The following is a 24,922-nucleotide window of genomic DNA, read 5'->3' as shown; positions in this document are numbered from 1 at the left end:
TGGGCCGTTACCTCACCAACTAGCTAATCAGACGCGGGTCCATCTTGTACCGATAAATCTTTTCACACTGTGTCATGCAACACTGTGCGCTTATGCGGTATTAGCAGTCGTTTCCAACTGTTGTCCCCCTGTACAAGGCAGGTTACCCACGCGTTACTCACCCGTCCGCCACTCAGTCAGTAAATCGTCACCCCGAAGGGTTCGTGATAAACTGCTTCGTTCGACTTGCATGTGTTAAGCACGCCGCCAGCGTTCATCCTGAGCCAGGATCAAACTCTCATGTTAAATATGTAAGTAACCGAAGTTGCTTGAGTTCAATTCCAGGTCAGCACAAAACTGACTTGTTTACTGTAAATGTAAGAATCAAAGATTCTTACTAGAATATGAATTCAAGAATTCGTTTACTAATAAAGGTTTGTATTGTTTCGTCTAGAAACTAAATGAATTTCAAGGATACATGTTAACTATAAATAACTTGTATTAATTCAAGGTTTGTTTCACTGTTCAGTTATCAATCTTCTTGTTTGTTGCTTTCAGCAGCAACTCGTTTATACTACCACGATACCAGCTAACTGTCAACAACTTTTTTCTTTAATTTTATAAACAATCTGTGAAAACTCATTGTTTATAATCGTTTACCGCTCTTAGCGGAACGAATAGTATAATATCATCCAAACATACCAATGTCAACAGATTTCTTCAAAAAATCAATTATCTTTATATTCCGATTATTTGTTCAATTATATTGATTTGATAGACGTAATTCATGAGATCATTTCCCTTGCTATTTGCTATTATGAACTGGCCAAACATTGTGGTTGGAAAACAGTCCGCAATATACATGCAAAGCCAGGTAATTAATAACCCCTCTATAAAGCCAGCAACTATACCTAACACTGTGTTTACACTATTAATTCCAGGCAGATTTCCTAATAAATTTATTAGCCTGTTTAATATAAATAATACTAACACTCCAAGTATCACACTAATTAGAATTGAAATACCTTTGATTGCGGTTTCACTTAGTTCTTCTGTTATAGCTTGTATGGTAGCTTCTACTGAATTGTGTATTGTCTCGTTAATGCTTAATCTAAGGGGCTCAGGGATTAATTTCATTACAGCATCCATGCCTGTACCTGATTCTATAGCCTCAGTATTTTCGTATTTTTCATTCAGATTTGTTAATATATGGGCCTGTATTATGGTTGGAAGAGGTGTACTTACATTAAGATAGTCAGAGATATATACACATGCAGTATTTACGAACCACAGCAATAAAATCCAGGATATCATACCATAGAGAATTTTTAATATTCCTTTTCTTGCACCCCTAATGATGCAAAATAACATTAACAATATAAAAATTATTACAAGTGGATTTTTTAGTAATAAAAGCATAATCTCCTCAAATATCTTTATTTTAAGCCTATTTCTTCTGTTTTAGTTTCTTCAATCAGATAATATCTTCGGGAAGTAACACCAGGAACTACACCGAATATTTTTTCATCGATATTAGTATGGAATTTCTCAAATCCCTGAAGATTGTATATGGCAATATTATTATCCCCAAAAAGCAATATTTCATCGTTATCCATTAGAGATACATCAGAAAAACTTTCTGTTATCTCCTTTGAAATACTCTTAAAGCCGTAGAGATTGTACACTGACAGCTCATTTACAAGTTCCCCATTTTCAACTACTTTTTCGGTAATAAATCCAAAATGGTCATCATTATAGAAAACACTTTTCATTTCATTTTCTAATGGTATTTCTTTAACCAATGTTGCTTTTAGATTATTGTTAAAAATAATAATTTTTGAATCCCCGAAAGCTACAGCCTTGTCATTTTTAAGATATTCCACCTTTGGTAGTAATAATCCAATGTATGTGTAGCTTGCAACTATGTTGTCCTCTTCTGCCTTACCAGCGCTGGTAAAGTCGTAGAATACTAATTCGGAATTTAATTCACCCTTATTTACATTTAGTACCGATAAAAGCAGTCTTGTAGCATCAGAAGAAATTGCCATGGAAATTGGAAAACCTCTGTTTTCCGGATGTATTTCACCAGAGACTAGTAGTGAACCACTCTTATCGTACATTTGTATATAGCTGGTATTATTTTCCTGAAGTAAAAGTGCTACTGTACCTTGTGCTGCAACTCTTGCTTCTACTATCGGTGTTGTGGTAGTTAATTGCTTTTCAAATCCTTTTGTGGAAAAAATATCAACCTCTGTTCCTTTTTTATCATATGCGATAACGTATGTGCCTTTTGTATCAATACATGGATTGGTCATGTCATATGTGAAATTCCATATTAAGGTGCCATCAAAATCTGTATAGAAAATTCCATCTCCGCTGTATTTAATTAAATTTCCACCGAAACTTTTATATTTGCTTTCAGCAGAGTCTTTGCGTTCCCAGCTCTTTACAACTTCATAATCCTCAAATGTTGTAACAATACGGATGACTACGATAGAAAATACACATATAATAGCGACGATAAGAAGAAACAATATACGATTTTTGTGTGGCGGATATCCGTCATCATCATCTATTTCTTTAGAGGTGGATCTGCGTGTTTCCTCTGGCTCGTCATCTTCTTCAGTTTTTGTTGGTAGTGTAAAAATCTTAAAATCTTCCATGTTTTATTCTCATAATTAAAGAATGGGCTGTATTAACAGCCCATCATTGTAGTTTAGTATGCAAATATTGCCACCTGGTAAGGTGCAAGTTTGAAGGCCACTGAGTATTCACGGCCATCACATTCTGAATGCTTTGGTGTAAGGGTTGCTGGGATAACAGTTCCATCTCCACCATATTTAGTGTTTTCACTGTCTAATATGCATTTAAGCTTTTTATTTGTAGGAACACCTACGCAATAGTCGTCATAACGCATTGGTGTCATGTTGATTACAAATAAAAGATCATTTTTGCCGCTCTTTGACTTACGTATAAAGCTGAAAATGCTTCTATATCCATCATTTGCGTTAATCCATTCGAAACCAGCCCATGATACATCCTGCTCGTACATAGCTGGGTAGGCATTGTAGATGTGGAGTAAATCCCTAAACATGTGAGATACATGCTTGTGGTTAGGATTGTCAAGCACATACCAGTCAAGCTCTCTGGCTTCGCTCCACTCTGTACCTTGTGCAAATTCCTGTCCCATGAAAAGGAGCTTTTTACCTGGATGACCCATCATAAATGCATAGCCAGCCATAAGATTTTTATATTTATCAATCTCTAGACCTGGCATTTTAGCGAGCATTGAGCCCTTTAAATGCACTACTTCGTCATGGCTGAGTACTAAAATGTAACGCTCAGCTTCGTTGTAGCTCATAGCGAAGGTCATCTTATTGTGATTGTCTTTACGGAAATATGGATCTAGCTTCATGTAATCAATGAAATCATGCATCCATCCCATATTCCATTTGAAGGAAAAGTTTAATCCACCATCTTTAACATCGCCTGTGATTTTCGGCCAAGCAGTTGATTCCTCGGCAATCATGATAGCGCCTGCGTTTCTTCCGCGAATAAGTGTATTAATGTGCTTGAAGAACTCGATAGCTTCTAAGTTTTCATTTCCACCATATTCATTGGCAAGCCATTGGCCTGCCTGCTTACCGTAGTCTAAATAGAGCATTGATGCAACTGCATCTACTCTAAGACCATCGATATGATAATGCTCAATCCACTGAAGAGCACTACCAATTAAGAAGTTTTTAACTTCAGATTTACCATAGTTGAAAATCTTGGTGCCCCAATCTGGATGCTCCCCTCTACGTGGGTCTGGATATTCGTACAATGGCGCTCCATCAAAATCTGCCAGTCCGTGGGCGTCCTTAGGGAAGTGTGCTGGTACCCAGTCAAGAATAACACCAATTCCGTTTTTGTGTAGATAATTAACAAGGTACATAAAGTCATCAGGTGTACCATAGCGGGATGTAGGTGCATAATAACCTGTTACCTGATAACCCCATGAACCATCAAATGGATATTCTGAAATACCCATAAGCTCAACATGAGTATAACCCATATCAAGCACGTATTCTGTAATGCTGTGAGCAAACTCTTTGTAGCTGTAAAAACCGTCATTTTCTGGTCTTGGATGACGTTTCCATGAACCAGGATGTACTTCGTAAATTGCAAGTGGCTTTTCCCAGAAATTGCCTGTTGCACGTTTCTTCATCCAGGTGGAATCTGACCATTTGAATTTAGTATTGTCATAAATAATAGATGCTGTACCAGGTCTAAGCTCAGCATAAGTTGCGTAAGGATCAGCCTTATAAAGCTTGTTTCCATCCTCTGTGTAGATGAGATATTTGTAAAGCTGACCTTCTTTTGCCTCTGGGATAAATGTTTCAAAAATGCCCTGACTCTCAGGTTCTACTCGTTGCATGAAATTTTTAGTTTCATCCCAGTCGTTAAATTCTCCAATAACTGCAACACGATTGGCATGTGGTGCCCACACATCGAAATATACACCATTTACCTTGCCCTTTTTACCCTTATGGGCGCCGAGCTTTTTGTAAATGTCATAGTGAGTACCCTGTCCAAATAGATAGCCGTCTAGTTCTGTGAAATTACTCATGTTGTCAAATCTTCTCCCCTTTTATTATTTTGTGTCTATTTATCGAAATCTTTCTCTTTTAGTATGATATTTCCATCTCTGTCATATTTGACTTTGTTAAAAAATCCACCGCGAGATGATTTCTCTATAGCCTCGTCAAGAATCTCGGCAACTTCTTTGATGGTAGTTGCATGATTAAATCTACCAATGTTGCTGATTCGGTTATATAAAGCTAATACACCCATATCATCTATGGTGCATCCAGCCTCATAAGCATATGTTCTTCCGAAGGAAACAAGTTCATCAATTGTGAATGCTGGAATAACAATTTTCTCGGTAAAGCGTTTTGCAAAAGAACCATCTTTTGAAAGAGCTTTGTCAATTCCTCGCTTGTTGTCCTCGATGATAAGTATTGTACCTGTATTATCCTGCTCCATTAGCAGAGACAAGGTTACAGCTGTTTCCTTTGAAATATCACCTGCAGACTCAATGATTAAACAACCTCCCATAATCTTTGAGTACAGCTTTTGGATATCCTTTTCATTCAGTTTTTGGCCTGAAATTTTGCCAATTCCACCCTTTGGATAGCCGGTCTTTTTCTCAAGTACCTTTATGATACTTGTGGCCATCTGGGTCTTTCCTGAGCCTGGCTCACCTACAATGGCAATGTTACCACCATGAATTTCAGGCTGCTCTATACGAGTTGCTGCCCCTGTGAGGACCTGAGCAATATTTTCTCTCATTCCGTCGATAGGAAGGAAGTATGAGAAGGTATCTAAATCTTCATCATCTAGCTTAAAGTCAGGAATCTCATCTTTTATTACGTTTGTAAGAACGTCTTCATCAATGAGCTGGGCCATTTCTTCAGGCTCGATTACATTTTCAGAAATGATAGGTAGCTCTGGCTCTATTATCTGCTGAGGTGCAGTTTCTATTACTGGGTCAGATAGTACTGGGGCAACTAGTACTGGGTCAACTAGCATTTCTTCTGAAGCTGAATAATATTCCTGTTCTGCTTCTACTGGAGCCTCTTCTGTCATCTCTGATGCGTATTCTGCTGGGATTTCAGAATCCTGATATTCTTCAGATGATTTGATGTCATCTAGAATATCTTGTGGAAGTTCTATTTTAGGTAACTCAATATCGTCAATATTTATCTGAGCATCCTGGATATCTGATGTATCTACAGCATCTGTTGCATCTATGTGCTCTACAACAGGCTCTGAAGTAAGTGCCTTTAATGAATCAGGTATGATTATAGATATTTCTTCATCTGGAGTCTGCATCTCCACTGGTGCTTCAGCACTATCTTCGCCTATTAATCTGTCAATTTCCTGTTGTAAAACCTTATTTACATCAGCAATCATCGATGATGCTTCTTTTAAATCCACGTCTTCTGTCTCTCCATCGTTTAGTGTAGGTGGTTCCCAATTTGCTGTGTCTTCCACAGCGTTTTCTACTGAATGTAATAACCCGCTGGCTGCTGTTGCTGCAACAACACCTGCTGCTTCTTCAGCGCTTACAATTGGAATGTCAAGAGAACCCACTGGCACTCCAGCTGTGTCTATCTTTGGTATTGCAAAGCTCTGAGCAGCACTCTCTGATGAAGCTTGTACTTCAGCAGACTCCGGCTCCGCTGCGATGTCTTTTTCGCTTGTCTGGACTACATCATTTGTCTTTTCAGTAGTATCTATACTCTCTGGGACAATAATATCGTCTTTATCGGTATCTGTTACATATTCCACACTGATATTATCAACGTTTGATAGATACTCTTCTTTGAGAAGATCAGCAGAAGTTGCTCCTGCATTTAATTTCGACATTGCACCCTCTAGGCGATTTAGAACATTGTTAGCTTCTCGCAAAGCTCTTGCTCTGGCAGTTTCAAGTTCCTTGGACTTAGCATCTTCCATGGCAGCTTCTGCTGCACGTTTTGTCTTTTCCCACTCAGCAAGGACATCATCAATGGTCATTTGACCCTCAATCTGTTCTTCTGTTTCGGTACTTTCGTCGTCTAGCTTTAATGAAATCTGACCATCGAAGCCTTCCTCAAGGTACTGCTGGAAGGTATCGTTTACTGAAAATGTTTCTTCTGGCTCTTCGTGTACCTCTGGCTCGGTTGGGACCTGAAGATAAGGTATCTCCTCAACGAGATTTTTAATGGCATCGATATTTTCGTTAACTTCTACCGTATCGGTAGCCTTCATGATTTCGTCAATGCTCTTTTTAATTTCTGACTGTAAGTTGATAGTATCAAAGCGCTCTGGACCGCTTGGAAGCTTAATATTTGCAATGGCTGGCAATACTTCACTGGAATCTGCCATTGGTTTTGGCTTGATTTCGGTGATTCCGTCCTTTTTCTGCTGGAAGCTGCGGTATTTATCCTCTTGGGATTTGTCGAGAGGCTGATAAAGCATTTTGAGCTCCAGGGCTCGTTCAACCACAGGGCCATCGCCAAACCAAAGAATTATTTCATCGCAAAGACTGATACATTTATCTGCCTGATTTGTTTTGTGGTACAAATAGGCAAGCTCGTACGCCCACTCCTCGATAAAATCATTCTCCTTGAGCTGCTCAAGGATAGTGATGAGAGTGGCTGTATCTGCCCCTTTGGCGATATTAATATTGTATTTCAGGATAAACTTAAGACTATCGTGTGGGGCAATCTGTACGAAATCATTGTAGTATTCTTGAGCCTCGTCGATTTCTTTAAGCTTAATGGAAATCATACAAAGCTTGTACAGAATCATCCTACCGATAGGAGAACGATCGTGAGCGAGCAAAAGCAAGTCTCTTGCCTCTTCGTTTTTGCCGGCTGCTTCATAACATTCACTTCCTGCTATGAGGTCGTTTATATTATGAATCTTGCGCCAGTTAACCGTTTCAGCAACAGACATAGCATCTGCAAATTTATTATTTGAAACGAGATCCTGCATCTCTTCGATTTTGTTTCTATATTCCAATTTTTCCACAGTTGTTATTCTCCAAATCACATACTGATAGTTATAGCAATTCTAACATAGGTTATCCTTAAAATCAAAAAACCGAGAATAATTTTTCTCGGTTTTTGAAAATTTTATGTAATTCTGTTTTACTGTCTGTTGTAGTTAATCAGACAACCCTTAAGAATGATTTCGCGCTCATCGTCTGTAAGCTCTCCTAAGGTCATCTCAAATTCCTTGAGGCCATCCTCTTTAACCACGTATGCTTTGATTTTATCAGCTTTATTGACAACTGCATCCTTGATGCCAGGAATAAACAGGAAGTCTAAATTCTTGAATGGAAGCTCTCCTTCAGGAATTACAAATGGAAGCATACCCCAGTTGATAAGGTTTGAACGATATCTCTTTGTGGCGTATTCATTGGCAATATTTGCCCAACCTCCAAGTACCTTTTGGCAAGAAGCAGCCTGCTCTCTGGCTGAACCATCACCTGGCTTAACAGCAAAGATTGTTGAGCCAACACCAAAGTTGTCATGATTTACTTCTGGATAAGTCTCTTTTACCTTGTGAACTACCTTCTTGAGCTCTGGAACTGCATCGCCTGCACATTCACCTGCTTCAAGAGCCTTCTGAGCCTTTTGGATATTCTTTGCACGTCCAACATACTCTGGATCCTTACGTGAAAGTGTAAATTCTGCAAGGCCAAGTGGGTTTGAGCGGTATGATGATGTTTCACCAGATGGTATAAGTTCATCTGTTGTAGTAACTGGGTCGTGAATCTCTGAAACTACCTGAAGGAATAAGTTTTCAGGAAGTGCACTCATCTTTGGCCAATCCTTGATGTTTGGACCAAAGTGAATCTCTGTTTCAGGTTCAGCCACGCCGTGAGAATCAAATACACGGTTTGCATAAATTCTGCCATCAAAGTGATATTTTGGCTTGCTGTAATCAACATCAATGTCTGTTGCAGCTGTAAGATAGCCCTTGTTTGCTGCTGTTGCGGCAATTGAACGAGCATCCATAAGTGCAACTGAAGCAATCTGGCCATTCTGAAGCTTAGAACCTTCGCGGTTAGGGAAGTTTCTGGTAGAGTGACGGATTGAGAAACCATTGTTAGATGGTGTATCTCCAGCACCGAAGCATGGTCCACAGAATGCTGTTTTAACGATAGCACCTGTGCTCATGAGGTCTGCTACTGCACCATTTTTAACAAGCTCCATGTAAATTGGTGTAGATGCAGGATAAACTGAAAGTGTAAATTCGTCTGGGCCAATGCTTGAACCACGAAGAATATCTGCTGCATCACAGATGTTTTCAAATCCACCACCTGCGCAACCTGCGATGATTCCCTGATCAACGTATAATCTGCCGTTGCGAACCTTGTCCTTAAGAGAAAATTCAACCTGACCATCGAGTGAAACCTTTGCTCTCTTTTCGCAATCATCAAGGATATCCATAAGGTTGGCATTAAGTTCTTCGATTGTGTATGTGTTGCTTGGGTGGAATGGCATAGCAATCATAGGCTTAATCTCGTCAAGATTGATCTCGATCATGCCATCATAGTAAGCAACCTGTCCTGGGTTAAGCTCTTTGTATTCTTCTTTGCGGCCGTGGATTTCGTAGAATTCTTCTGTCTTTTTATCTGTAGTCCAGATTGAACTTAAGCATGTGGTCTCTGTAGTCATTACGTCTACGCCAATTCTAAAGTCCATAGAAAGGTTGGCAACTCCTGGACCAACAAACTCCATTACTTTATTTTTAACGTAACCCTTATCGAATACTTCGCCAATGATAGCAAGAGCAACGTCCTGTGGACCAACGCCCTTACGTGGTGTTCCTGTCATGTATACAGCGATAACACCTGGCATTGAGATGTCATAAGTCTGATTAAGAAGCTGCTTAACAAGCTCTGGACCGCCTTCACCCATTGCCATGGTACCAAGTGCACCATATCTGGTGTGTGAATCAGAGCCGAGAAGCATTTTTCCACCGCCTGCCATCATTTCACGTGCAAACTGGTGGATAACTGCCTGATGAGGTGGAACATAGATTCCGCCGTATTTTTTAGCACATGTAAGACCAAACATGTGATCATCTTCGTTGATAGTACCGCCTACAGCACAAAGTGAATTGTGGCAGTTTGTGAGGCAGTATGGTATAGGGAATTTTTCAAGGCCTGAAGCTCTTGCTGTCTGGATAATTCCCACGTATGTGATATCGTGGCTGATAAGCTTATCGAATTTAATCTGCAAATGCTCCATATTACCTGAAGTATTATGGCTGGATAAAATTCCATATGCCATGGTATCCTGGTGTGCTTTTTCTTTAGTAACGTCAAGACCAGTTGCGGCTTTAATAGCGGCAGCGGCCTCGTGACCGTCTTCAACGATCTGTGTGCCATTAATTAGGTAAACTCCGTTGTTGTAAAGCTTCATTCCTTTATTTCTCCTTTTTGCTAGTGCTTTTTACCAAAAAGAGCTCCAAGGCCCTTTTTACCGTGTTTTTTAGGTTCCTCTCCTGACTCTTCCTCCTGCCATTTGAAGTATTCAGCGTCTAAATCCTCAGATGAAATGGCATTTTGTTCTTCATCCAAGTCACCTGCAGGCTGGTCTAATTCCTCGCCTACATCAAGACCTGCTTGTGCGAAATATTCTTTGTTGATACGAATCTCTGGTGCAGCATACTTTGGAGCATCATCAAACTCCTCTTCATCACTGTTTTTTTCACCTTTTAGGATTCGCATGTTTTCTTCGTCTATCAAACGTAAATATTTTTGAGTATCAATCAAATCATTAAGATGGCTCTTAAGCTCAAGCTGATTTGATTTAACAGCCTTTGTCTCTTCTTTTATTTTTTTAAGGGCGTCATCATATATCTTTGAAACAGCTTCCTCTGACTCTTTGATTACCTTTTGGAGACTATCCAAGGCATTATCAGTATACATGATGGATGCTGCATAGATGTCCTCGGCCTTTCTTGTGGCCTCAAAAACGATTTCATCACCCTGCTTTTGCATTTCACGATTGGCTTTATCGCGGCTTTTAACAGTGAGCTCGTGTTCCTCCATCATATCGTACATACACTCGTTTAATTCTTTTAATAAATCCATCATGGCATTTTTATCCACAATGACATTTCTGGTGCTACCCTCATAAGGCTGTGCCTTTGAAAATAACACGTGCATATCTCTTAATACTCTTTCAGTTCTGTCGGAAGCTCCCATTTTAATCCTCTCATCAACTCTATATATAAAAATACCGAGCCGCCTGAATAGATATCATTTGGTAGTCATCCTGCGGAGGCTCCCTCCAGGCAACCCCACGTCAGATGAACGGTCCTACTTAGTGCTGCTGCATTCCTGCCCTGACACGATTCGCAGGTGCCCATTACGCAGGACCCAAAGATCAGCACCCCCGTAGGGTGACCACCAAGTGATATCTATATTAAGCTATGCTCGGAGCCTTCATTTTATGAAATAAAGGCGATTTTGTCAATAATATACTGTTAATTACATGATTTGATTCTTTTGTTCTCTGAGTTCTTCAAAGAATCTGGTCATCATTTCTGTGCATTCTTCACCTAAAATGCCTGTTTCCAAATCACATACGTGATTGAACTGGTGCATCTGCAAAATATTAATCACTGAGCCGGCGCAACCTGCTTTTGGATTCATAGCACCTACTACAACTCTTGGTATTCTGGCCTGTACGATAGCACCGGCACACATCTGACAAGGCTCTAATGTGACATACATCGTGCAATCCTCAAGTCTCCAGTCACCGGTTTTTTTGCATGCCTCCTGAATGGCAGCTATCTCAGCGTGGGCAAGAACACTTTTATCTGTATTTCTGCGATTGTAGCCTCTGGCAATAATTTTATCGTCCTGAACTATAACACAACCGATTGGAACCTCGTTAATGTTATAGGCTTTTTTTGCCTCTTTGAGGGCCTGCTCCATGTATTTCTCAAATGTCTTAAGATTTTTCTTTTCTAATTTTTCCACCTGTTTTGCTATGCGGCGTTCCTGACGTTCCTCTTTTGACATCATGGATTTTCCCTCCCTGTTTTGCTATACTTTTTACTATAAAATAGTATCCTGAAAGCTATTTAATGTTAACACTTTTACGGGCAAAAGGAAATGATTTATGCTAATACTAGGGCTTCAAAAGACTACACTTTTAGACTATCCGGGAAAGATTGCAAGCACAATATTTACCGGAGGATGTAATTTCAGATGTCCATTTTGTCACAACAGGGATTTGGTTATGCCACCTAATGATGTTATTGCCTATTCCGAAGATGAAATTTTTGAACACCTGAAAGCTAAGAAAAAGGTTTTAGATGGAGTGTGTATTACAGGCGGTGAACCCACGCTTCACAAGGATTTGCCTGGATTTATCCACAAAATAAAAGATATGGGGCTTCTTGTGAAATTGGATTCTAACGGTACAAATCCTGACATGGTGGAATCCCTTATAAATCAGGGCTTAGTCGATTATATTGCCATGGATATTAAAAACTCTAAAGAAAAATATAATAGCATTGCCTGTATGCCAAATTTTGATATTGGCACAATTGAGGCTTCTGTAGAACTTTTGAAGCAGGAGAGAGTGGATTATGAGTTCAGGACAACCATCATGAGGGAGTGTCACGATGCAGAGGATATGGAGGCCATAGGGCAGTGGATCAAAGGTGCAAAGGCATATTACCTTCAAAGCTATAAAGAGTCTGAGCAGGTCATCAATCCTATATTTTCTGCTCATTCACCAGAAACGCTTAAATCATTTGTTGATATATTAAAAAATTATATACCAAACACAAATCTAAGAGGGATAGACTAATTTCATTTACTACGGGGGGTTTTATGAAATTTGAGGTATTAACAGATCGTTTGGAATTAAGGGTACTAAACAAACATGATGCTAATCAGGTTCTTGATTTTTATATCCAAAATAGAGATATTGTAGAAAAATATGAACCTGTGCTAGGAGAGGACTTCTATACTCTCAACCATCAACGAAAAATTTTAGATTTCGAGTATCAAAATATTATGCGACTTGTAATGCTTAGATATTGGATATTTGAAAAGAATCATCCTGAGAAAATAATTGGGACTGTAAGCTATAGAAACATTGTAAAGCCTATTTATGCCAGTTGCACAGTAGGATATAAGATGGACAGAAATTTTGTAAACAAAGGGTATTGCAGTGAGGCATTAAGCGCCACAATCCCTATACTTGTCAGCGAAATTGGTATCCACAGATTTGAGGCTTTAATTCTTCCAGATAATGAACCATCTATTCACATGGTGGAAAAACTTGGCTTCCAATATGAAGGCATTCTCCGTGATAAAATAATTATCAACGGAGAACGCCGTGATCATTGCATGTATGCCTATCTTGCAGATAATTAACACTTTAGGATTTTACTTCCGTGTGGAGGTAAATCTATTTCGTGATGCTGTCCTCTATAGTCAAACACAAGTTTCTTTTCATCGGCAGTGTTATTTAGCGCAACAACAGCATATTCATCATCTAAGACTCTGGCAAATACCAGGGTCTCATTTTTTACCTGAACCTCTTCATAAATCCCACGCTTGAGGGCTTCTGAGGATTTTCTAGTTTCTGCCAATGATTTAATATGGTCAATCAGCTCAGGGTTATCCATTTTTTCAATTTCTATGGCAGGTCTTAAAGCGTAGTCACCCTGACCTGCATTTTTGTCACCTTCAATGCCCCATTCACTGCCATAATAAATGGATGGAAGACCTGGCATGGTAAATAGAAGAGTGTAGACTGGGAATATATTTTCCTTTTCTTTAAGGAGTGTGTAAATTCTATTCACATCGTGATTATCAACGAAATTATATAGGTATTTGCCTGAATATATTCCTCCAAGGCCCCATTGGCGCTTCATGGCGTAATTTATCTCGAAATAATTGTGGTCGTTGTGGCTTGAATAAATTCCCTTCCAACATTCGTAATTAGTTACGGCATCAAGCATTTCATCATTCACATAAACGTTATAGTCACCGTGAATGATTTCTCCCATAAGCCAGAAAGTTGACTTTTTTTCTTCGGTAAACTTCTTTAGACGTTTGAAAAAATCTCTTTGTATACAATCTGCTGCATCAAGGCGAAGTCCGTCGATATCAAACTCATCTATCCACATAGCCACTGCTTCAAGGATGTGTTTATTCACATCTTCACACCAATAATTCAACTTTACCAACTCCTGAGCACCAGACCAGCACTCGTAGGAAAAGCCATCATTGTACCAGTTATTGCCACCAAAATTAATGCCTGCAATCCAATCCTTGTATGGTGATGCCTCACGTTTTTCCTTAACATCTAAAAATGCCTTGTGTCCGCGTCCTACGTGATTAAATACACCATCTAAAACAACCTTTATGCCAGCATTATGGCATTCATCAACCACCTTTTTAAAATCCTCATTAGTGCCAAGGCGAGTATCAAGTTTATAATAATCAAAGGTATCATATCCATGGGTACCTGATTCCCAAATAGGTCCAAGATAGATTGCATTAATACCCAAATCTGTCATATGGGGAATCCAATCAATCATTTTAAGAATTCTGTGACCAGCAGTTTCTTCACCTTTATTTTCCCTAGGACAGTCAAATGCGCCGATAGGATAAATGTGATAGAAAATGCTGTCTTTAACCCACGATATGTCTCTCATTAGTGTACCTCCTTTTCTAAAAACAAAAAGGCAAGACATACACCGCCTTGCCTTTCTCTCTTATAATAGTATACCAGATTTTTCCTTGCTAATTTCGATTTTTCTGTTAACAAATTCGAATGGGTGGTAAAGAACCACACCTATAAATATGGCTACAGCTACGTAAACCAACAGCGTTACCATACAATCTCTGTAGGTATCCTTGTAGAATCCTGCAATACATTCACGAACTGCATTCATCGAGTAGTTAAATGGCATAAATTTGTACAGCACCTGGAATACCTTTGGAAGAACCTCGATTGGGAAAGTACCTCCTGCGCCTGCTACCTGGATAACCATCAAAATAACAGACAGAGCCTCTCCTATATTGCCAAATGAATATGCAAAGGAGTAGAGCAGTAGTGAGTATACAAATGATGTCCATGCGCAAGCTGCCCAGAATAGCAGGCGATTTTCGCACTGTATTCCCACAAACAAAAAGGCTCCAAGGACCGTAATCAATGTTTGGATCTGACCTATCACCATTGTCACGAAAAATCTTCCAATGAAACATTGCCAGTTTTTTACATTCGTAAGATTTGATGTGTCTTTCACAGTTGTTTTGATGATTGTGGACATAATGAGGGCGCCAACCCAGATAGAAAGAATAATATAAAATGGCGCGGTCATTGAACCATTGTTTTCCACAGGATATACATACTCATCATCAATTTCCACAGGGCTGCTGACAAATTCAGCCAGTAGCTGTGGATCTGAGCGGAGCAGTTCCTTGAATTTTTCATAGGCCTCATTGTTACTTAAGCCCTTAATGTCAGAAATAATATTTGCAAGTCTTTGCTCCATTTTTACAGCCTCATCCCTTGATTTAACAAGTGATGATTTTGATTTGGACATTATTCCTGAATAATTTTTTAAATCAGAAACTACAGCATCTATGCTTTTTGCATCGTAGTTTAACAGCTTTTCCACTTCAGCAATAGAAGATGAGGCATTATTCATAGCATATTGTGTAGTAGGTGAAAGAATATTTGCATACTGGGCTCTGGCATTTGCGAGGGCATTTTGTGAGTCAGTTACATCATTTGTAATTTTATTTTTCAGCTCTAAAGTATCATCGTGTCCCTGATTTTCTGCATCAACTAACGACTGGACATCATTTCTTAGAGTATCATTTCTGAACTTAAGGTCAGCTAATGTTGCTTTAACTCTTGAATCGAAGTCTTCATTTCCTGTTGTAAAATTATTGACCAGATAATTTAAGCTGTAAGGATCTGTTTCTTCACCCCAGATTGCTGAGATAATATCAAGCTTTTGCTTTATTTCCTGGCCTTTTCCAAGTGTTGGTACAGGCATAGCAGCAACTATAGAATTAACATCATTTAAGACTTCGGCGATTCTGTCAATTTTATTATTTAAAGCGAAAACCTTTTCATCGGTTGTATTTTTTGCGTCCTGGATTTTTTGCTTTGTGGCCGGTGCGTTTGTTTTTGCCTCCTGAGCCATCTGTCCAGCCAGCTTTGTTACTGATTTAGCAGTATTTGCCACTTCTTTAGAAGCAGAAGATATCTGCTCGGTAGAATCCATAAGGGCTATGTAAGAATCCAATACAACAATTACACCCTTAAGGTCCGTATCTAACTGTTCCAGCTTTGAGATACCTTTCCCTGTGATATTGCCTTGCTCATCAAGATTTGCAAAGTATTCGCCTGCCTTTAGGATAGTTTCCGCAATAGTGCTGATAAAGGCCTCATCAACCTCGCGTTGAATGGTGGTCTTAACTTTGCCCGTAATCTTTGGTGCAATTGCATTTTTCTTTTCGTTTTCATAGTAGGTGATTTTTGGATTTTCAATTTCACCACCTAAAAAACTAATCATATCCGAGCTAAACTGTTCATCAATGACGATTGCAGCATAATAATCACCTGAATATACGCCGTCTACAGCCTCCTCTGAGGTGTCAGTGAATCTCCAGCCGATTGTTTTATTTTCTTTAAGATTTTTTATGATGATGTCACCTACATTAATTTCATAGGTTCCTATCATTATGCCTTGGTCACTTGAAGCTACCGCAACCTGCAGGTTTGAGGTGGCATCTTCTCCATAAGGGTCCCAGTTTGAAAGGATATTAAACCAGGCGTAAAGGCATGGAATTACTGTAAGTCCCATTATTACTACCATGGCAACAACATTGGTAGAAATCCTTTTGATGTCGGAGGCTATAATTTTTATGATATTTTTCATTTTTTAATTTTGCCTCCTACTTTTTTTACTTCTGTCTTTATTTCCTTTTTGATTTCATCTTTGCGTTCTTTAATATCTTTGACCATTTCTTTTTGGGCATTGTTAATATCCCTCATACCCTGAACTACTTCGTTTCCTATCAATGCCTCATTTTCTTCACTGTCAATTATTCCAAATTCTTTCATTCTTTCCTGGAGCTTGAAATCCATATATTCAACATATAGAAGATAAAATGCTATTCCGAATAATGACACAATCCATAAGACAAGAAATACCAATTTCGAGCGGTTACTTAAGAAACTTATTGTAAGGAATATAAGCGGCAGTATGATATTAACTTTCAAACCAACTCTGATTTTCTTTTGATTTTTTAAATGTACCTGCTGTTGCAATTCCAGGAATCTATCGTACATTATCTCTTTTTCGTTTGGCATTATCATTCCTCCCTGAGACATACTACATCATCTCAGTATCTTCCATTCGCTCTTCCATGTAGTGATTAATTGGCTCAAAAGGAATTCTTACAAGCAAGCCAATTACAAGAGCGACTATTATAAATATTCCAAGACTGCATAAATACTTAATATAATCATTGCCGTACATTCCACATAGGCATTCTCTGATTGCATTGATAGCATAAGGGAATGGGAAGAAGATATACACCTTCTTGAAAAATTCCGGCAGTAATTCGATTGGATATGTTCCAGAACTTCCTGCTATTTGTATTACGACAATAACCACTGCAAGTGCCTTTCCAACATCACCCCAGGTTATAACAAATGAGTATATTAGAAGAGTAAATGTGGTCGCAATAATAGAACCTGCAAGCATAAATAGACCTGGATGTACGCACTGTACATGCAATAGATACAGGTCTCCAAGGACTATTATTATCGCTTGTAACTGTCCTAAAATCCAATACAGGACATATCTTCCAAAATATAACTGTCTTTTTGTAGCATCAGGATATTTTTTCTTATCAGGATGTACTTTGATGATAGCTGTTAAAATCAAAGCTCCAACCCAAAATGCTAAGGTAGAGTAAAATGGTGCAACTGCAGATCCATAATTTTCTATTGGGTATACAGCCTCTGTTTTGACTTCAACAGGTTGAGAGAAGAATTTGCCATATACTTTTGGATCACCTGAAAGTCCATTTACCAAAGCCTGTATTTTATCTGAATTATCTACAGTATCTACATCACCAATTATGCTTTTAATTCGATTATTTACAAATGAAAGTGCTTCACTTGTTTTTTGTAAGCTGACATTTGCTGAATCCACAGTGTTATTAATGGCTGTGAACATGGTTTTTAGACTACCAAATGTATCTCCCGCTGAATTAAGCAAGCTGTTTGAATCATCAAGTACGCCACCTAGTTCTTTAAGACCATTATTCACTTCAGCAACCAGGTTGTCGTTATAGGCACTCTTTAGTTCTGAAACCTTGCCGCCTGCTTTTTCCAGTGTGGATTTCATTTGTTGTTCATTGTGAGCAACGATATTTCCTGCTATTGTAGGTTCGCCGATGTCATATTCCTGTAAAATAGCATAAAGTTCGTTTGCCCTGTCCAAATTTCTCTTTAAAATAGGACCATGTACTTTGCTGGCTGCCAGGATATTCAGGTAATTGACTATATTTGCTGCATCCTTGGCACTTCTTTGCAAATAAGTCTCCATGTCTTTAACATCAGTAGAGATGTAGCCTGCGCCGATAAATGCCTCGATTTCTGTAATGCTGTTATTCACCTCATTTAATGCTGCATTTACATTTTTTGAGTATTCTGCCAAAGAGGTTTCGGTCTGGCCTGCCGCTATACTTGAGCTTCTTGCTGCATTGGCGCTATTTCTTGCCTCCTGTTGCAGATTAGTCGCATCATTTTTCGCCGCCTTCAGTGACTGTTGAAGCTTGGCATCATTTTCGATAATTTCTCCGATTGTAACCTGATAGCCATCTAAATCCTCTCTTAGATGTTTAAGATTTAGGATAGCTCCATCCAAGCCGTCATCTTCTTTAATATCCTCTGATACTTTATTTGCACTTTTAAACACTTCACGTACAACTACTTCTGTAAATGTCACGTTAATTGTGTTTTGAAGATTCTGGATTACTGTATCTGAAATTTTGGTGGCAACTGGATTTTTCTTTTGATTTTCATAAAAATGCAGGGTAGGGCGTCTTATTTCATCTGTAAAAGCGTTGTACATGTTGTAGGAGAAATCCTCATCTACAACTACTGCGGCATAATACTTTCCGCTGTAAACGCCTTCTATAGCCTCGTCTGAGTTATCTACAAACTGCCAGTCGATAGCTGTATTTTCATGAAGATTTTCAATTATGGAATCACCTTGATTATGATACTCACCATTTTCATCGGTGTAGCCCTTGTCTACAGATACTGCAGCAAGTTTTAGAGCGCCTGTATTGCCATATGGATCCCAATTTGAATAAATATTGAACCAGGCATATAGAGCTGGAAGAAAACAGATTCCTATGACAATTACAAGCGCGAAGAAATTCTTTACGAGACTTAAAATATCATCTACAAAAATTTTCCATATGTTTTTCATATCATTTCCCTTTAGTTATATGTCTGATGCATCACAGACTTTTATGTCATTTCTATTTTTTTGCTTAACCTCATATAACATTTTATCTGCCTGTTGCAGATAGGCAAAAAATCCTTTGTCAGAAGTAGGAACACCCTGGCAAATACCCTGGGAGATGGTAACTCTGCTATCGGAAAGTGAAAATCTGTGCTCCATGTTTGCTTCATAAATCTTACTTCTAAGATTTTGTGCCTTTTCCTTAATCTGATTTTCTGTCAATCCTTCGTAAATGACTACAAATTCATCGCCGCCATAGCGTGCAACAAATACATTTGCATCATTACCCATATCAATAAGACTATTTGCTATGAATTTAATGCAATCGTCGCCGGCCTGATGACCATAATTGTCATTAAATTGCTTGAAATAATCTATATCAAGTATTTCTACTCCAATATTTAATTGCATCGATTTGGCCTTTTCAAAGGCTTTTTCGCTATATTCATTAAGTTTCAGTCTATTATACATTCCTGTTAATGGGTCTGTCTCTGAACGTTTTTGTAAAAATGTATTCTCTTCCTCTACTTTTTTATTGATTTGTGTAAGCTCCATAAACGAATTGCGCATAACGATCATATTGCTTACCATCAATCTATTTTCTCGCTCCATATATTCTGAAAGTTCAAAATAGAGGACTGAAGCAATTTTATATTCTTCAATCTGACCTACACGTCTGTAGTAGCGTATTTTCAGCGTTAAAAGCTTTTTTTCAAGATTTTTGATTGAAGTATATTTTGTCAGATCATCAAGCACTGTGTATGCTTTGAAGAAATCGTCATATTTATTTGTGGCAAGAAGCATATCCAGATAGTCATAAAAATCGTCAAAAACATCCATAATTGGCATTTTTGCGCTGGTGTAGGTATTTACCATATCAATCCAGTAATCTCTGGCATCATATTCCCTAAGCGCCTGGTGAACTCTTGAAAAATAACAGAAGATTACTATTTTCTCCGTCTCATTAAGATATGGAATGCATTCCGTCTTAAGTTTTTTTTCAATTTCAATACATTTTTCCTGTTCATCAAGTTTTAAATAGGCGCGGCCTAAGCCCAGCATGGCCACAGTGATATTTTCAATGTAGCCATCCATGTCTTTATGTTCAGTGATATATCTATATGCAATTTCTGTGTGTGAAATGGATTTCTTGTATTCTTCGATATTAAGATATAGAGAACCTAAATTAAGATGAATAATCCACTCTACATCTGGCAACGTGTAGTCTTCACAAATACTGATTGCCTTTATAAAGTAGTCTAGGGCGAGAGGAGCATTACCCCTGTTTAAAGAAGCGATGCCAAGCATATTATTTGCCATGGCAACGCTGTACCAATCATGAGCCTTTTCAAGAGGTGAGATAGATGCAAGCATTTCAGAATAGAAATTGTAGGCATCGTTAAGAAGATAATATGTCTCACCCTTTGAAAAATGGGCATATCCCACCAAAGCGGCATCCATCATGCTATGACCATATTCTAAAAGCTTATTGCACGCTTCGATGAGTGCCACTCCGTTTATAGCTCTGTTTTTCTGAATTTCCCCAATAAGAAGCTGGACTTCTTTATTATAATTATAAGTTTGAATGTCCATTAATATACACTCCCCTTAATGTATATTTAACAGTTATTTCATATCTTTTAATATATTTGTTAACTTTGCAAATTCTTCTAGTGAAAGGGCTTCGCCGCGGATTGTAGGTATAAAGCCAGCCTGTGCTATGGCATCTGCAATCTGTTCTTTTGAGTAGTGGAGGCCATTTCCGAGACCATTTTGTAAAGTTTTTCTACGCTGATTAAATGATGCCCTGATAATCTGAAACAGTAGCTTTTCGTCACATTCTACTGGCGGCTTATCGTGGCATTTTAAGGTAATGACTGTGCTTGCCACCTTTGGTTGTGGCATGAAACAGCTTGGTGGAACCTCACAGACAATTTCAGGATTGCTGTAATACTGTACAGCAAGTGAGAGAGCACCGTATTCCTTAGAGCCTGGACCTTCTTGCATTCTGTCTGCCACTTCCTTTTGTACCATAATAGTGATAGATTCAAGAGGCACATGACTCTCAAAAAGCCCCATTATGATTGGAGTGGTGATGTAATAAGGCAGGTTTGCAACTACTTTTATGGGCTTCCCACCATTTTTCTCAGCTGCTAGTGCATTTATATCTACCTTTAAAATATCTTGGTTGATAACAGTCCAATTTTTGTATGATGATAATGTGTCATCCAAAATAGGGATGAGAGTCTTATCAATTTCTACTGCAACAACCTCTCTGGCTTCTTCACATAGACGTTGAGTCATTGTGCCAATACCAGGTCCAATTTCAAGGACAAAATCATTTTTGGTAATGCCTGCCGCATCTATAATATTATCTAATACATTGCCATCTATTAAAAAATTTTGGCCATATTTCTTTTGGAAAGAAAAACCATGAGCCTCTAAGACAGCTCTTGTATATGTTGGATTACTTAAATATGCCATTTAGTCGTTCCTTTTACATTTTGAATATATATTTAACGCATTTTCGTAGGTTATACGCTCTACATCATCTACGCTCATTTCCTTCAGTTCGGCTATTTTTTCTGCCACGTATTTAAGGTAGATAGAGCTATTACGTTCACCTCTGTGTGGTACAGGAGCCATATACGGGCAATCTGTTTCTAAAACAATGCTTTCAATTGGGATTGCCTTTACTGCTTCCACAAGCTTTTTAGAGTTTTTAAAGGTTACAACTCCACCAACACCAATGTACCATCCCATTTTTATATATTCTAATGCTATTTCCTTTGAATAGGAATAGCAGTGGATGATGCCTTTTTTGTTGTAGTGTGTATTATACTCCACAATTGTGTTTAAAGTGTCTTCTGCAGCATCCCTTGAGTGGATAATTACTGGAAGATCAACTTCATTTGCCAATTCAAGCTGTCGCTTGAACCAAAGTCTTTGCTTTGCACGACCTTCATCATCTTTAATCCAGTAGTAATCAAGTCCAATCTCGCCGATGGCAACAACCTTAGGATTGGTTGCATTTTTCTTAATCCAACTAAGATTTTCCTCGGTAAAATCTTCTAGTTCCTCTGGATGGATGCCTAGAGCCGCATAAACATTATCGTAGGTTTCTGCAAGCTTTAGGCTATCCTGACAGCCTCTGAAGCTTGCGCCTACATTTATTACATTTCCAATATTATTTTCTCTCAATAAATGAGAAAGAAGTTCGACTCTATCTTCGTCGAACTTCTCATCATCATAATGAGCATGTGTCTCAAAAATCATTTATAACCTCATTATATCTCTCGCCTGTTACGTCAACAATCATAAGTGGTACTTACAGGCACTAACACGTTTCTTCCAGTACCACTTATGATTGTTAACTACAGGCTACTTATAGTTTGCTTAAGATTTTTTTCCCTCTTACGCAAAATCATTTCCTTCTTAGCAAATCTCAGCACCTGATGGCATTGGCTTTTCTGGGGTCATGAGGGCAAGGTTTCCTTCTGCGTCTTCTGCACAAAGAAGCATGCCTTCTGACAATACACCAGCAAGCTTAGCAGGCTTTAAGTTTACAAGAACCATAACCTTTTTGCCTACCATTTCTTCAGGAGAGTAGTACTTTCTGATTCCTGAAACAATCTGCTTTGTAGTTGAGCCAATCTTTACCTGTGAGCAAAGGAGCTTCTTAGAACCCTTAACAGCTTCGCAAGATATAACCTTTCCTACCTGGAACTGCATCTTCATGAAATCGCCAAATTCGATTTCATCCTTTGCTTCGATATCGATGCCTTCTTCGTCGTCAGCTTCTGTTTCCTCTGGCTGAGCTGGGTGAAGCTCTGCAACTTTTGCCATAACTTCATCGAGGTCGAGACGAGCGAAAAGAATCTCAGGTGTCTCTGTAACCTTGTTACCGTTTACATAGTGACCAAATGTAGAAAGCTCATCGTATGGAATCTCTGTAGCACCAATCTGAGCAAGAACCTTTTCTGATGTCTCTGGCATAAATGCCTTAAGGAGAGTAGCACCAATTGAGATTCCCTCAACAAGATTGTAGAGAACTGTTGCAAGTCTATCCTGCTTTGTTTCATCCTTTGCGAGAGCCCATGGCATTGTCTCGTCGATATATTTGTTGCATCTCTTAAATAGATTGAAGATTTCTGTAATAGCATCTGCGACACGAAGGTCAGACATTTTTGTCTCTACAGCAGCTACTGTACCAGTAACTACTGATTTAAGGTCTGCATCTACCTCTTCAGCGACACCCTTATCCTCAACAACACCACCGAAGTATTTATTACTCATGGATACTGTTCTGTTAACAAGATTTCCAAGTGTATTTGCAAGGTCAGAGTTTACACGCTCAACCATAAGTGGCCATGAAATAGCACCATCGTTTTCAAAAGGCATCTCGTGAAGAACGAAATATCTAACAGCATCTACACCAAAGAAATCAACTAATTCATCTGCATAGATAACATTTCCTTTTGACTTTGACATCTTGTCATCGCCACCATCAGCAGCCTTGGTAAGAAGCCATGGATGACCAAATACCTGCTTTGGAAGTGGAAGATCAAGTGCCATAAGGAAAATAGGCCAATAAATTGTATGGAAACGGATGATATCCTTTCCGATAAGGTGAAGGTCAGCTGGCCATAAAGCCTTGAACTGATCAGTAGAGTCGCCGTCGCAATCATATCCAATACCAGTGATATAGTTTGTGAGGGCATCAAGCCATACATAAACAACGTGCTTTGGATCGAAGTCTACTGGAATACCCCATGTAAATGATGTACGTGAAACACAAAGATCCTGTAATCCTGGAAGAAGGAAGTTGTTCATCATCTCGTTTTTACGAGAAACTGGCTGAATGAACTCAGGATGAGTGTTGATGTATTCAATAAGCTTGTCAGCATATTTGCTCATCTTGAAGAAATATGCTTCTTCTTTTGCTGGCTGAACCTCACGACCGCAATCTGGGCACTTGCCATCTACAAGCTGAGACTCTGTCCAGAAAGACTCACATGGTGTACAGTAAAGTCCCTCATAAGAGCTCTTATAAATATCGCCCTTGTCATAGAGCTTTTTGAAAATCTTTTTAACCTGCTTCTCATGGTCTTCATCAGTTGTACGAATGAATTTGTCATAAGATGTATTCATCAAATCCCAGATATTTTTAACCTGACCTGAGATATCATCAACAAATTCCTTTGGTGTAATACCAGCTTCTGCAGCCTTAAGTTCGATTTTCTGGCCGTGCTCATCAGTACCTGTCTGGAAGAAAACATCATATCCCTCCTGACGACGGAAACGAGCTATGGAATCTGCTAATACGATTTCATAAGTATTTCCAATATGTGGCTTACCTGATGTGTAAGCAATGGCTGTGGTAATATAATAATTGCCTTTGTTACTCATTCTTAATTACTCCTACTCTTCAAAAATATCATCTATTTTTTCTCCACAAGCACTGCAGAATTTAGAGCCGTTTTTCACCAAAGCTCCACACTTAGGGCAGGCTTTTCCACCCTTTTTCTCCATAAGCTCATCAGAGATTTCTTTTATTCTTAGGATAGCAGCAGTAGTTGCTTTAATATCCTCGTCATCCATATCATCGTCTTTATGTGCTTCGTAATATTTCTTACCAAGCTTTTCATAAAGTCTGGTTAACTCGCCTTCTTTGACTTTTTTGTCATACTGAAGCTTTGTTATATCAGTGGCATTAGCAGCCAGATTTCCAAGGTCTTTTGTGGTATTTGCAATACCATCAGATAGTTTGTCTAAAAAACTCATAATGACCTCCCTTTCTTTCACAAATCAACTCCCATTAAACCTAATGATTTTAACACATCATAGGATTTTTTACCAC

Annotated in this window: 18 protein-coding genes, 1 rRNA gene and 1 other RNA gene; 2 read left to right on the top strand and 18 right to left on the bottom strand. The window is 38.7% G+C overall.

Features of this window, described 5'->3' with window-relative positions; all coding sequences use genetic code 11:
- The 9 genes from BLV53_RS12865 to tadA all read right to left on the bottom strand — a co-directional run.
- A 16S ribosomal RNA gene (locus BLV53_RS12865) occupies positions 1-285 on the bottom strand; the annotation flags it as partial.
- 432 nt (positions 286-717) lie between these two features.
- Positions 718-1,398: a CvpA family protein gene (locus tag BLV53_RS12860; protein WP_090301509.1), complete on the bottom strand. Its 681-nt coding sequence runs from the start codon at positions 1,396-1,398 to the stop codon at positions 718-720.
- A gap of 17 nt (positions 1,399-1,415) precedes the next feature.
- On the bottom strand, positions 1,416-2,642 hold the full coding sequence (locus BLV53_RS12855; protein WP_090301507.1) for a DUF5711 family protein: 1,227 nt from the start codon (positions 2,640-2,642) through the stop codon (positions 1,416-1,418).
- A 53-nt stretch (positions 2,643-2,695) separates the two neighbouring features.
- Positions 2,696-4,591 carry a 1,4-alpha-glucan branching protein GlgB gene (gene glgB, locus BLV53_RS12850; RefSeq protein WP_090301505.1) on the bottom strand — a complete coding sequence of 632 codons (1,896 nt, stop codon included), beginning with the start codon at positions 4,589-4,591 and terminating at the stop codon, positions 2,696-2,698.
- Positions 4,592-4,626: 35 nt separating this feature from the next.
- Positions 4,627-7,542, bottom strand: coding sequence for a hypothetical protein (locus tag BLV53_RS12845; RefSeq protein WP_090301503.1), 2,916 nt, complete (start codon positions 7,540-7,542; stop codon positions 4,627-4,629).
- Positions 7,543-7,661: 119 nt separating this feature from the next.
- Positions 7,662-9,947 carry a hydratase gene (locus tag BLV53_RS12840; RefSeq protein WP_090301501.1) on the bottom strand — a complete coding sequence of 762 codons (2,286 nt, stop codon included), beginning with the start codon at positions 9,945-9,947 and terminating at the stop codon, positions 7,662-7,664.
- Positions 9,948-9,967: 20 nt separating this feature from the next.
- On the bottom strand, positions 9,968-10,735 hold the full coding sequence (locus tag BLV53_RS12835) for a hypothetical protein (protein ID WP_090301499.1): 768 nt from the start codon (positions 10,733-10,735) through the stop codon (positions 9,968-9,970).
- Between the two features lie 34 nt (positions 10,736-10,769).
- An RNA gene (gene ffs, locus BLV53_RS12830) (signal recognition particle sRNA large type) lies at positions 10,770-10,970 on the bottom strand.
- A gap of 50 nt (positions 10,971-11,020) precedes the next feature.
- Positions 11,021-11,470 (bottom strand): tRNA adenosine(34) deaminase TadA, encoded by a 450-nt coding sequence (tadA, locus tag BLV53_RS12825; protein ID WP_242879105.1) that lies wholly within the window; start codon positions 11,468-11,470, stop codon positions 11,021-11,023.
- 187 nt (positions 11,471-11,657) lie between these two features.
- Here tadA and BLV53_RS12820 point away from each other — a divergent pair, with 187 nt between their 5' ends.
- Complete coding sequence (locus BLV53_RS12820; protein WP_090301496.1) at positions 11,658-12,353, top strand: anaerobic ribonucleoside-triphosphate reductase activating protein; 696 nt, start codon at positions 11,658-11,660, stop codon at positions 12,351-12,353.
- A 23-nt stretch (positions 12,354-12,376) separates the two neighbouring features.
- Entirely contained in the window at positions 12,377-12,925 is a 549-nt protein-coding gene (locus BLV53_RS12815; protein WP_090301493.1) for a GNAT family N-acetyltransferase, read from the top strand.
- On the opposite strand, the gene BLV53_RS12810 is transcribed toward BLV53_RS12815, so the two are convergent.
- The 9 genes from BLV53_RS12810 to BLV53_RS12770 form a co-directional block, all read right to left on the bottom strand.
- Positions 12,922-14,214 (bottom strand): alpha-amylase family glycosyl hydrolase, encoded by a 1,293-nt coding sequence (locus BLV53_RS12810; protein WP_242879104.1) that lies wholly within the window; start codon positions 14,212-14,214, stop codon positions 12,922-12,924. The two genes, BLV53_RS12815 and BLV53_RS12810, sit on opposite strands and share 4 nt — an antisense overlap.
- 60 nt (positions 14,215-14,274) lie before the next feature.
- Positions 14,275-16,455 carry a YhgE/Pip domain-containing protein gene (locus tag BLV53_RS12805; protein WP_090301489.1) on the bottom strand — a complete coding sequence of 727 codons (2,181 nt, stop codon included), beginning with the start codon at positions 16,453-16,455 and terminating at the stop codon, positions 14,275-14,277.
- Positions 16,452-16,889, bottom strand: coding sequence for a hypothetical protein (locus tag BLV53_RS12800; protein WP_090301486.1), 438 nt, complete (start codon positions 16,887-16,889; stop codon positions 16,452-16,454). Before BLV53_RS12800 ends, BLV53_RS12805 begins: the two co-directional genes overlap by 4 nt.
- A 22-nt stretch (positions 16,890-16,911) precedes the next feature.
- Positions 16,912-19,026 (bottom strand): YhgE/Pip domain-containing protein, encoded by a 2,115-nt coding sequence (locus tag BLV53_RS12795; protein WP_090301484.1) that lies wholly within the window; start codon positions 19,024-19,026, stop codon positions 16,912-16,914.
- A gap of 15 nt (positions 19,027-19,041) precedes the next feature.
- Positions 19,042-20,655: a tetratricopeptide repeat-containing diguanylate cyclase gene (locus BLV53_RS12790; protein WP_090301482.1), complete on the bottom strand. Its 1,614-nt coding sequence runs from the start codon at positions 20,653-20,655 to the stop codon at positions 19,042-19,044.
- 33 nt (positions 20,656-20,688) lie between these two features.
- Positions 20,689-21,546, bottom strand: a complete 858-nt coding sequence (gene rsmA / locus BLV53_RS12785) for a 16S rRNA (adenine(1518)-N(6)/adenine(1519)-N(6))-dimethyltransferase RsmA (RefSeq protein WP_090301480.1) — start codon at positions 21,544-21,546, stop codon at positions 20,689-20,691.
- Positions 21,547-22,338, bottom strand: a complete 792-nt coding sequence (locus tag BLV53_RS12780) for a TatD family hydrolase (protein ID WP_090301478.1) — start codon at positions 22,336-22,338, stop codon at positions 21,547-21,549.
- A gap of 159 nt (positions 22,339-22,497) precedes the next feature.
- Positions 22,498-24,471, bottom strand: a complete 1,974-nt coding sequence (gene metG, locus BLV53_RS12775; RefSeq protein ID WP_090301477.1) for a methionine--tRNA ligase — start codon at positions 24,469-24,471, stop codon at positions 22,498-22,500.
- 12 nt (positions 24,472-24,483) lie between these two features.
- Positions 24,484-24,846: a zinc ribbon domain-containing protein gene (locus tag BLV53_RS12770; protein ID WP_090301475.1), complete on the bottom strand. Its 363-nt coding sequence runs from the start codon at positions 24,844-24,846 to the stop codon at positions 24,484-24,486.
- Between the last annotated feature and the right edge of the window lie 76 nt (positions 24,847-24,922).

Origin of the sequence: Pseudobutyrivibrio sp. ACV-2 (assembly GCF_900107545.1) — a bacterium.
GTDB lineage: Bacteria > Bacillota > Clostridia > Lachnospirales > Lachnospiraceae > Pseudobutyrivibrio.
The sequence above is the reverse complement of the archived record's forward strand: the minus strand, read 5'-3'. Positions and strand labels throughout refer to the sequence as shown.

Excerpts from the sequence above, each read along its gene's own strand:
- metG (WP_090301477.1), bottom strand. The coding sequence starts at position 24,471 with ATGAGTAACAAAGGCAATTATTATATTACCACAGCCATTGCTTACACA.
- BLV53_RS12855 (WP_090301507.1), bottom strand. The coding sequence starts at position 2,642 with ATGGAAGATTTTAAGATTTTTACACTACCAACAAAAACTGAAGAAGAT.
- BLV53_RS12790 (WP_090301482.1), bottom strand. The coding sequence starts at position 20,655 with ATGGACATTCAAACTTATAATTATAATAAAGAAGTCCAGCTTCTTATT.
- BLV53_RS12780 (WP_090301478.1), bottom strand. The coding sequence starts at position 22,338 with ATGATTTTTGAGACACATGCTCATTATGATGATGAGAAGTTCGACGAA.
- glgB (WP_090301505.1), bottom strand. The coding sequence starts at position 4,591 with ATGAGTAATTTCACAGAACTAGACGGCTATCTATTTGGACAGGGTACT.
- BLV53_RS12795 (WP_090301484.1), bottom strand. The coding sequence starts at position 19,026 with ATGAAAAACATATGGAAAATTTTTGTAGATGATATTTTAAGTCTCGTA.
- rsmA (WP_090301480.1), bottom strand. The coding sequence starts at position 21,546 with ATGGCATATTTAAGTAATCCAACATATACAAGAGCTGTCTTAGAGGCT.
- BLV53_RS12810 (WP_242879104.1), bottom strand. The coding sequence starts at position 14,214 with ATGAGAGACATATCGTGGGTTAAAGACAGCATTTTCTATCACATTTAT.
- BLV53_RS12805 (WP_090301489.1), bottom strand. The coding sequence starts at position 16,455 with ATGAAAAATATCATAAAAATTATAGCCTCCGACATCAAAAGGATTTCT.
- BLV53_RS12820 (WP_090301496.1), top strand. The coding sequence starts at position 11,658 with ATGCTAATACTAGGGCTTCAAAAGACTACACTTTTAGACTATCCGGGA.
- BLV53_RS12800 (WP_090301486.1), bottom strand. The coding sequence starts at position 16,889 with ATGCCAAACGAAAAAGAGATAATGTACGATAGATTCCTGGAATTGCAA.
- BLV53_RS12840 (WP_090301501.1), bottom strand. The coding sequence starts at position 9,947 with ATGAAGCTTTACAACAACGGAGTTTACCTAATTAATGGCACACAGATC.
- BLV53_RS12860 (WP_090301509.1), bottom strand. The coding sequence starts at position 1,398 with ATGCTTTTATTACTAAAAAATCCACTTGTAATAATTTTTATATTGTTA.
- BLV53_RS12770 (WP_090301475.1), bottom strand. The coding sequence starts at position 24,846 with ATGAGTTTTTTAGACAAACTATCTGATGGTATTGCAAATACCACAAAA.
- tadA (WP_242879105.1), bottom strand. The coding sequence starts at position 11,470 with ATGGAGCAGGCCCTCAAAGAGGCAAAAAAAGCCTATAACATTAACGAG.
- BLV53_RS12835 (WP_090301499.1), bottom strand. The coding sequence starts at position 10,735 with ATGGGAGCTTCCGACAGAACTGAAAGAGTATTAAGAGATATGCACGTG.
- BLV53_RS12815 (WP_090301493.1), top strand. The coding sequence starts at position 12,377 with ATGAAATTTGAGGTATTAACAGATCGTTTGGAATTAAGGGTACTAAAC.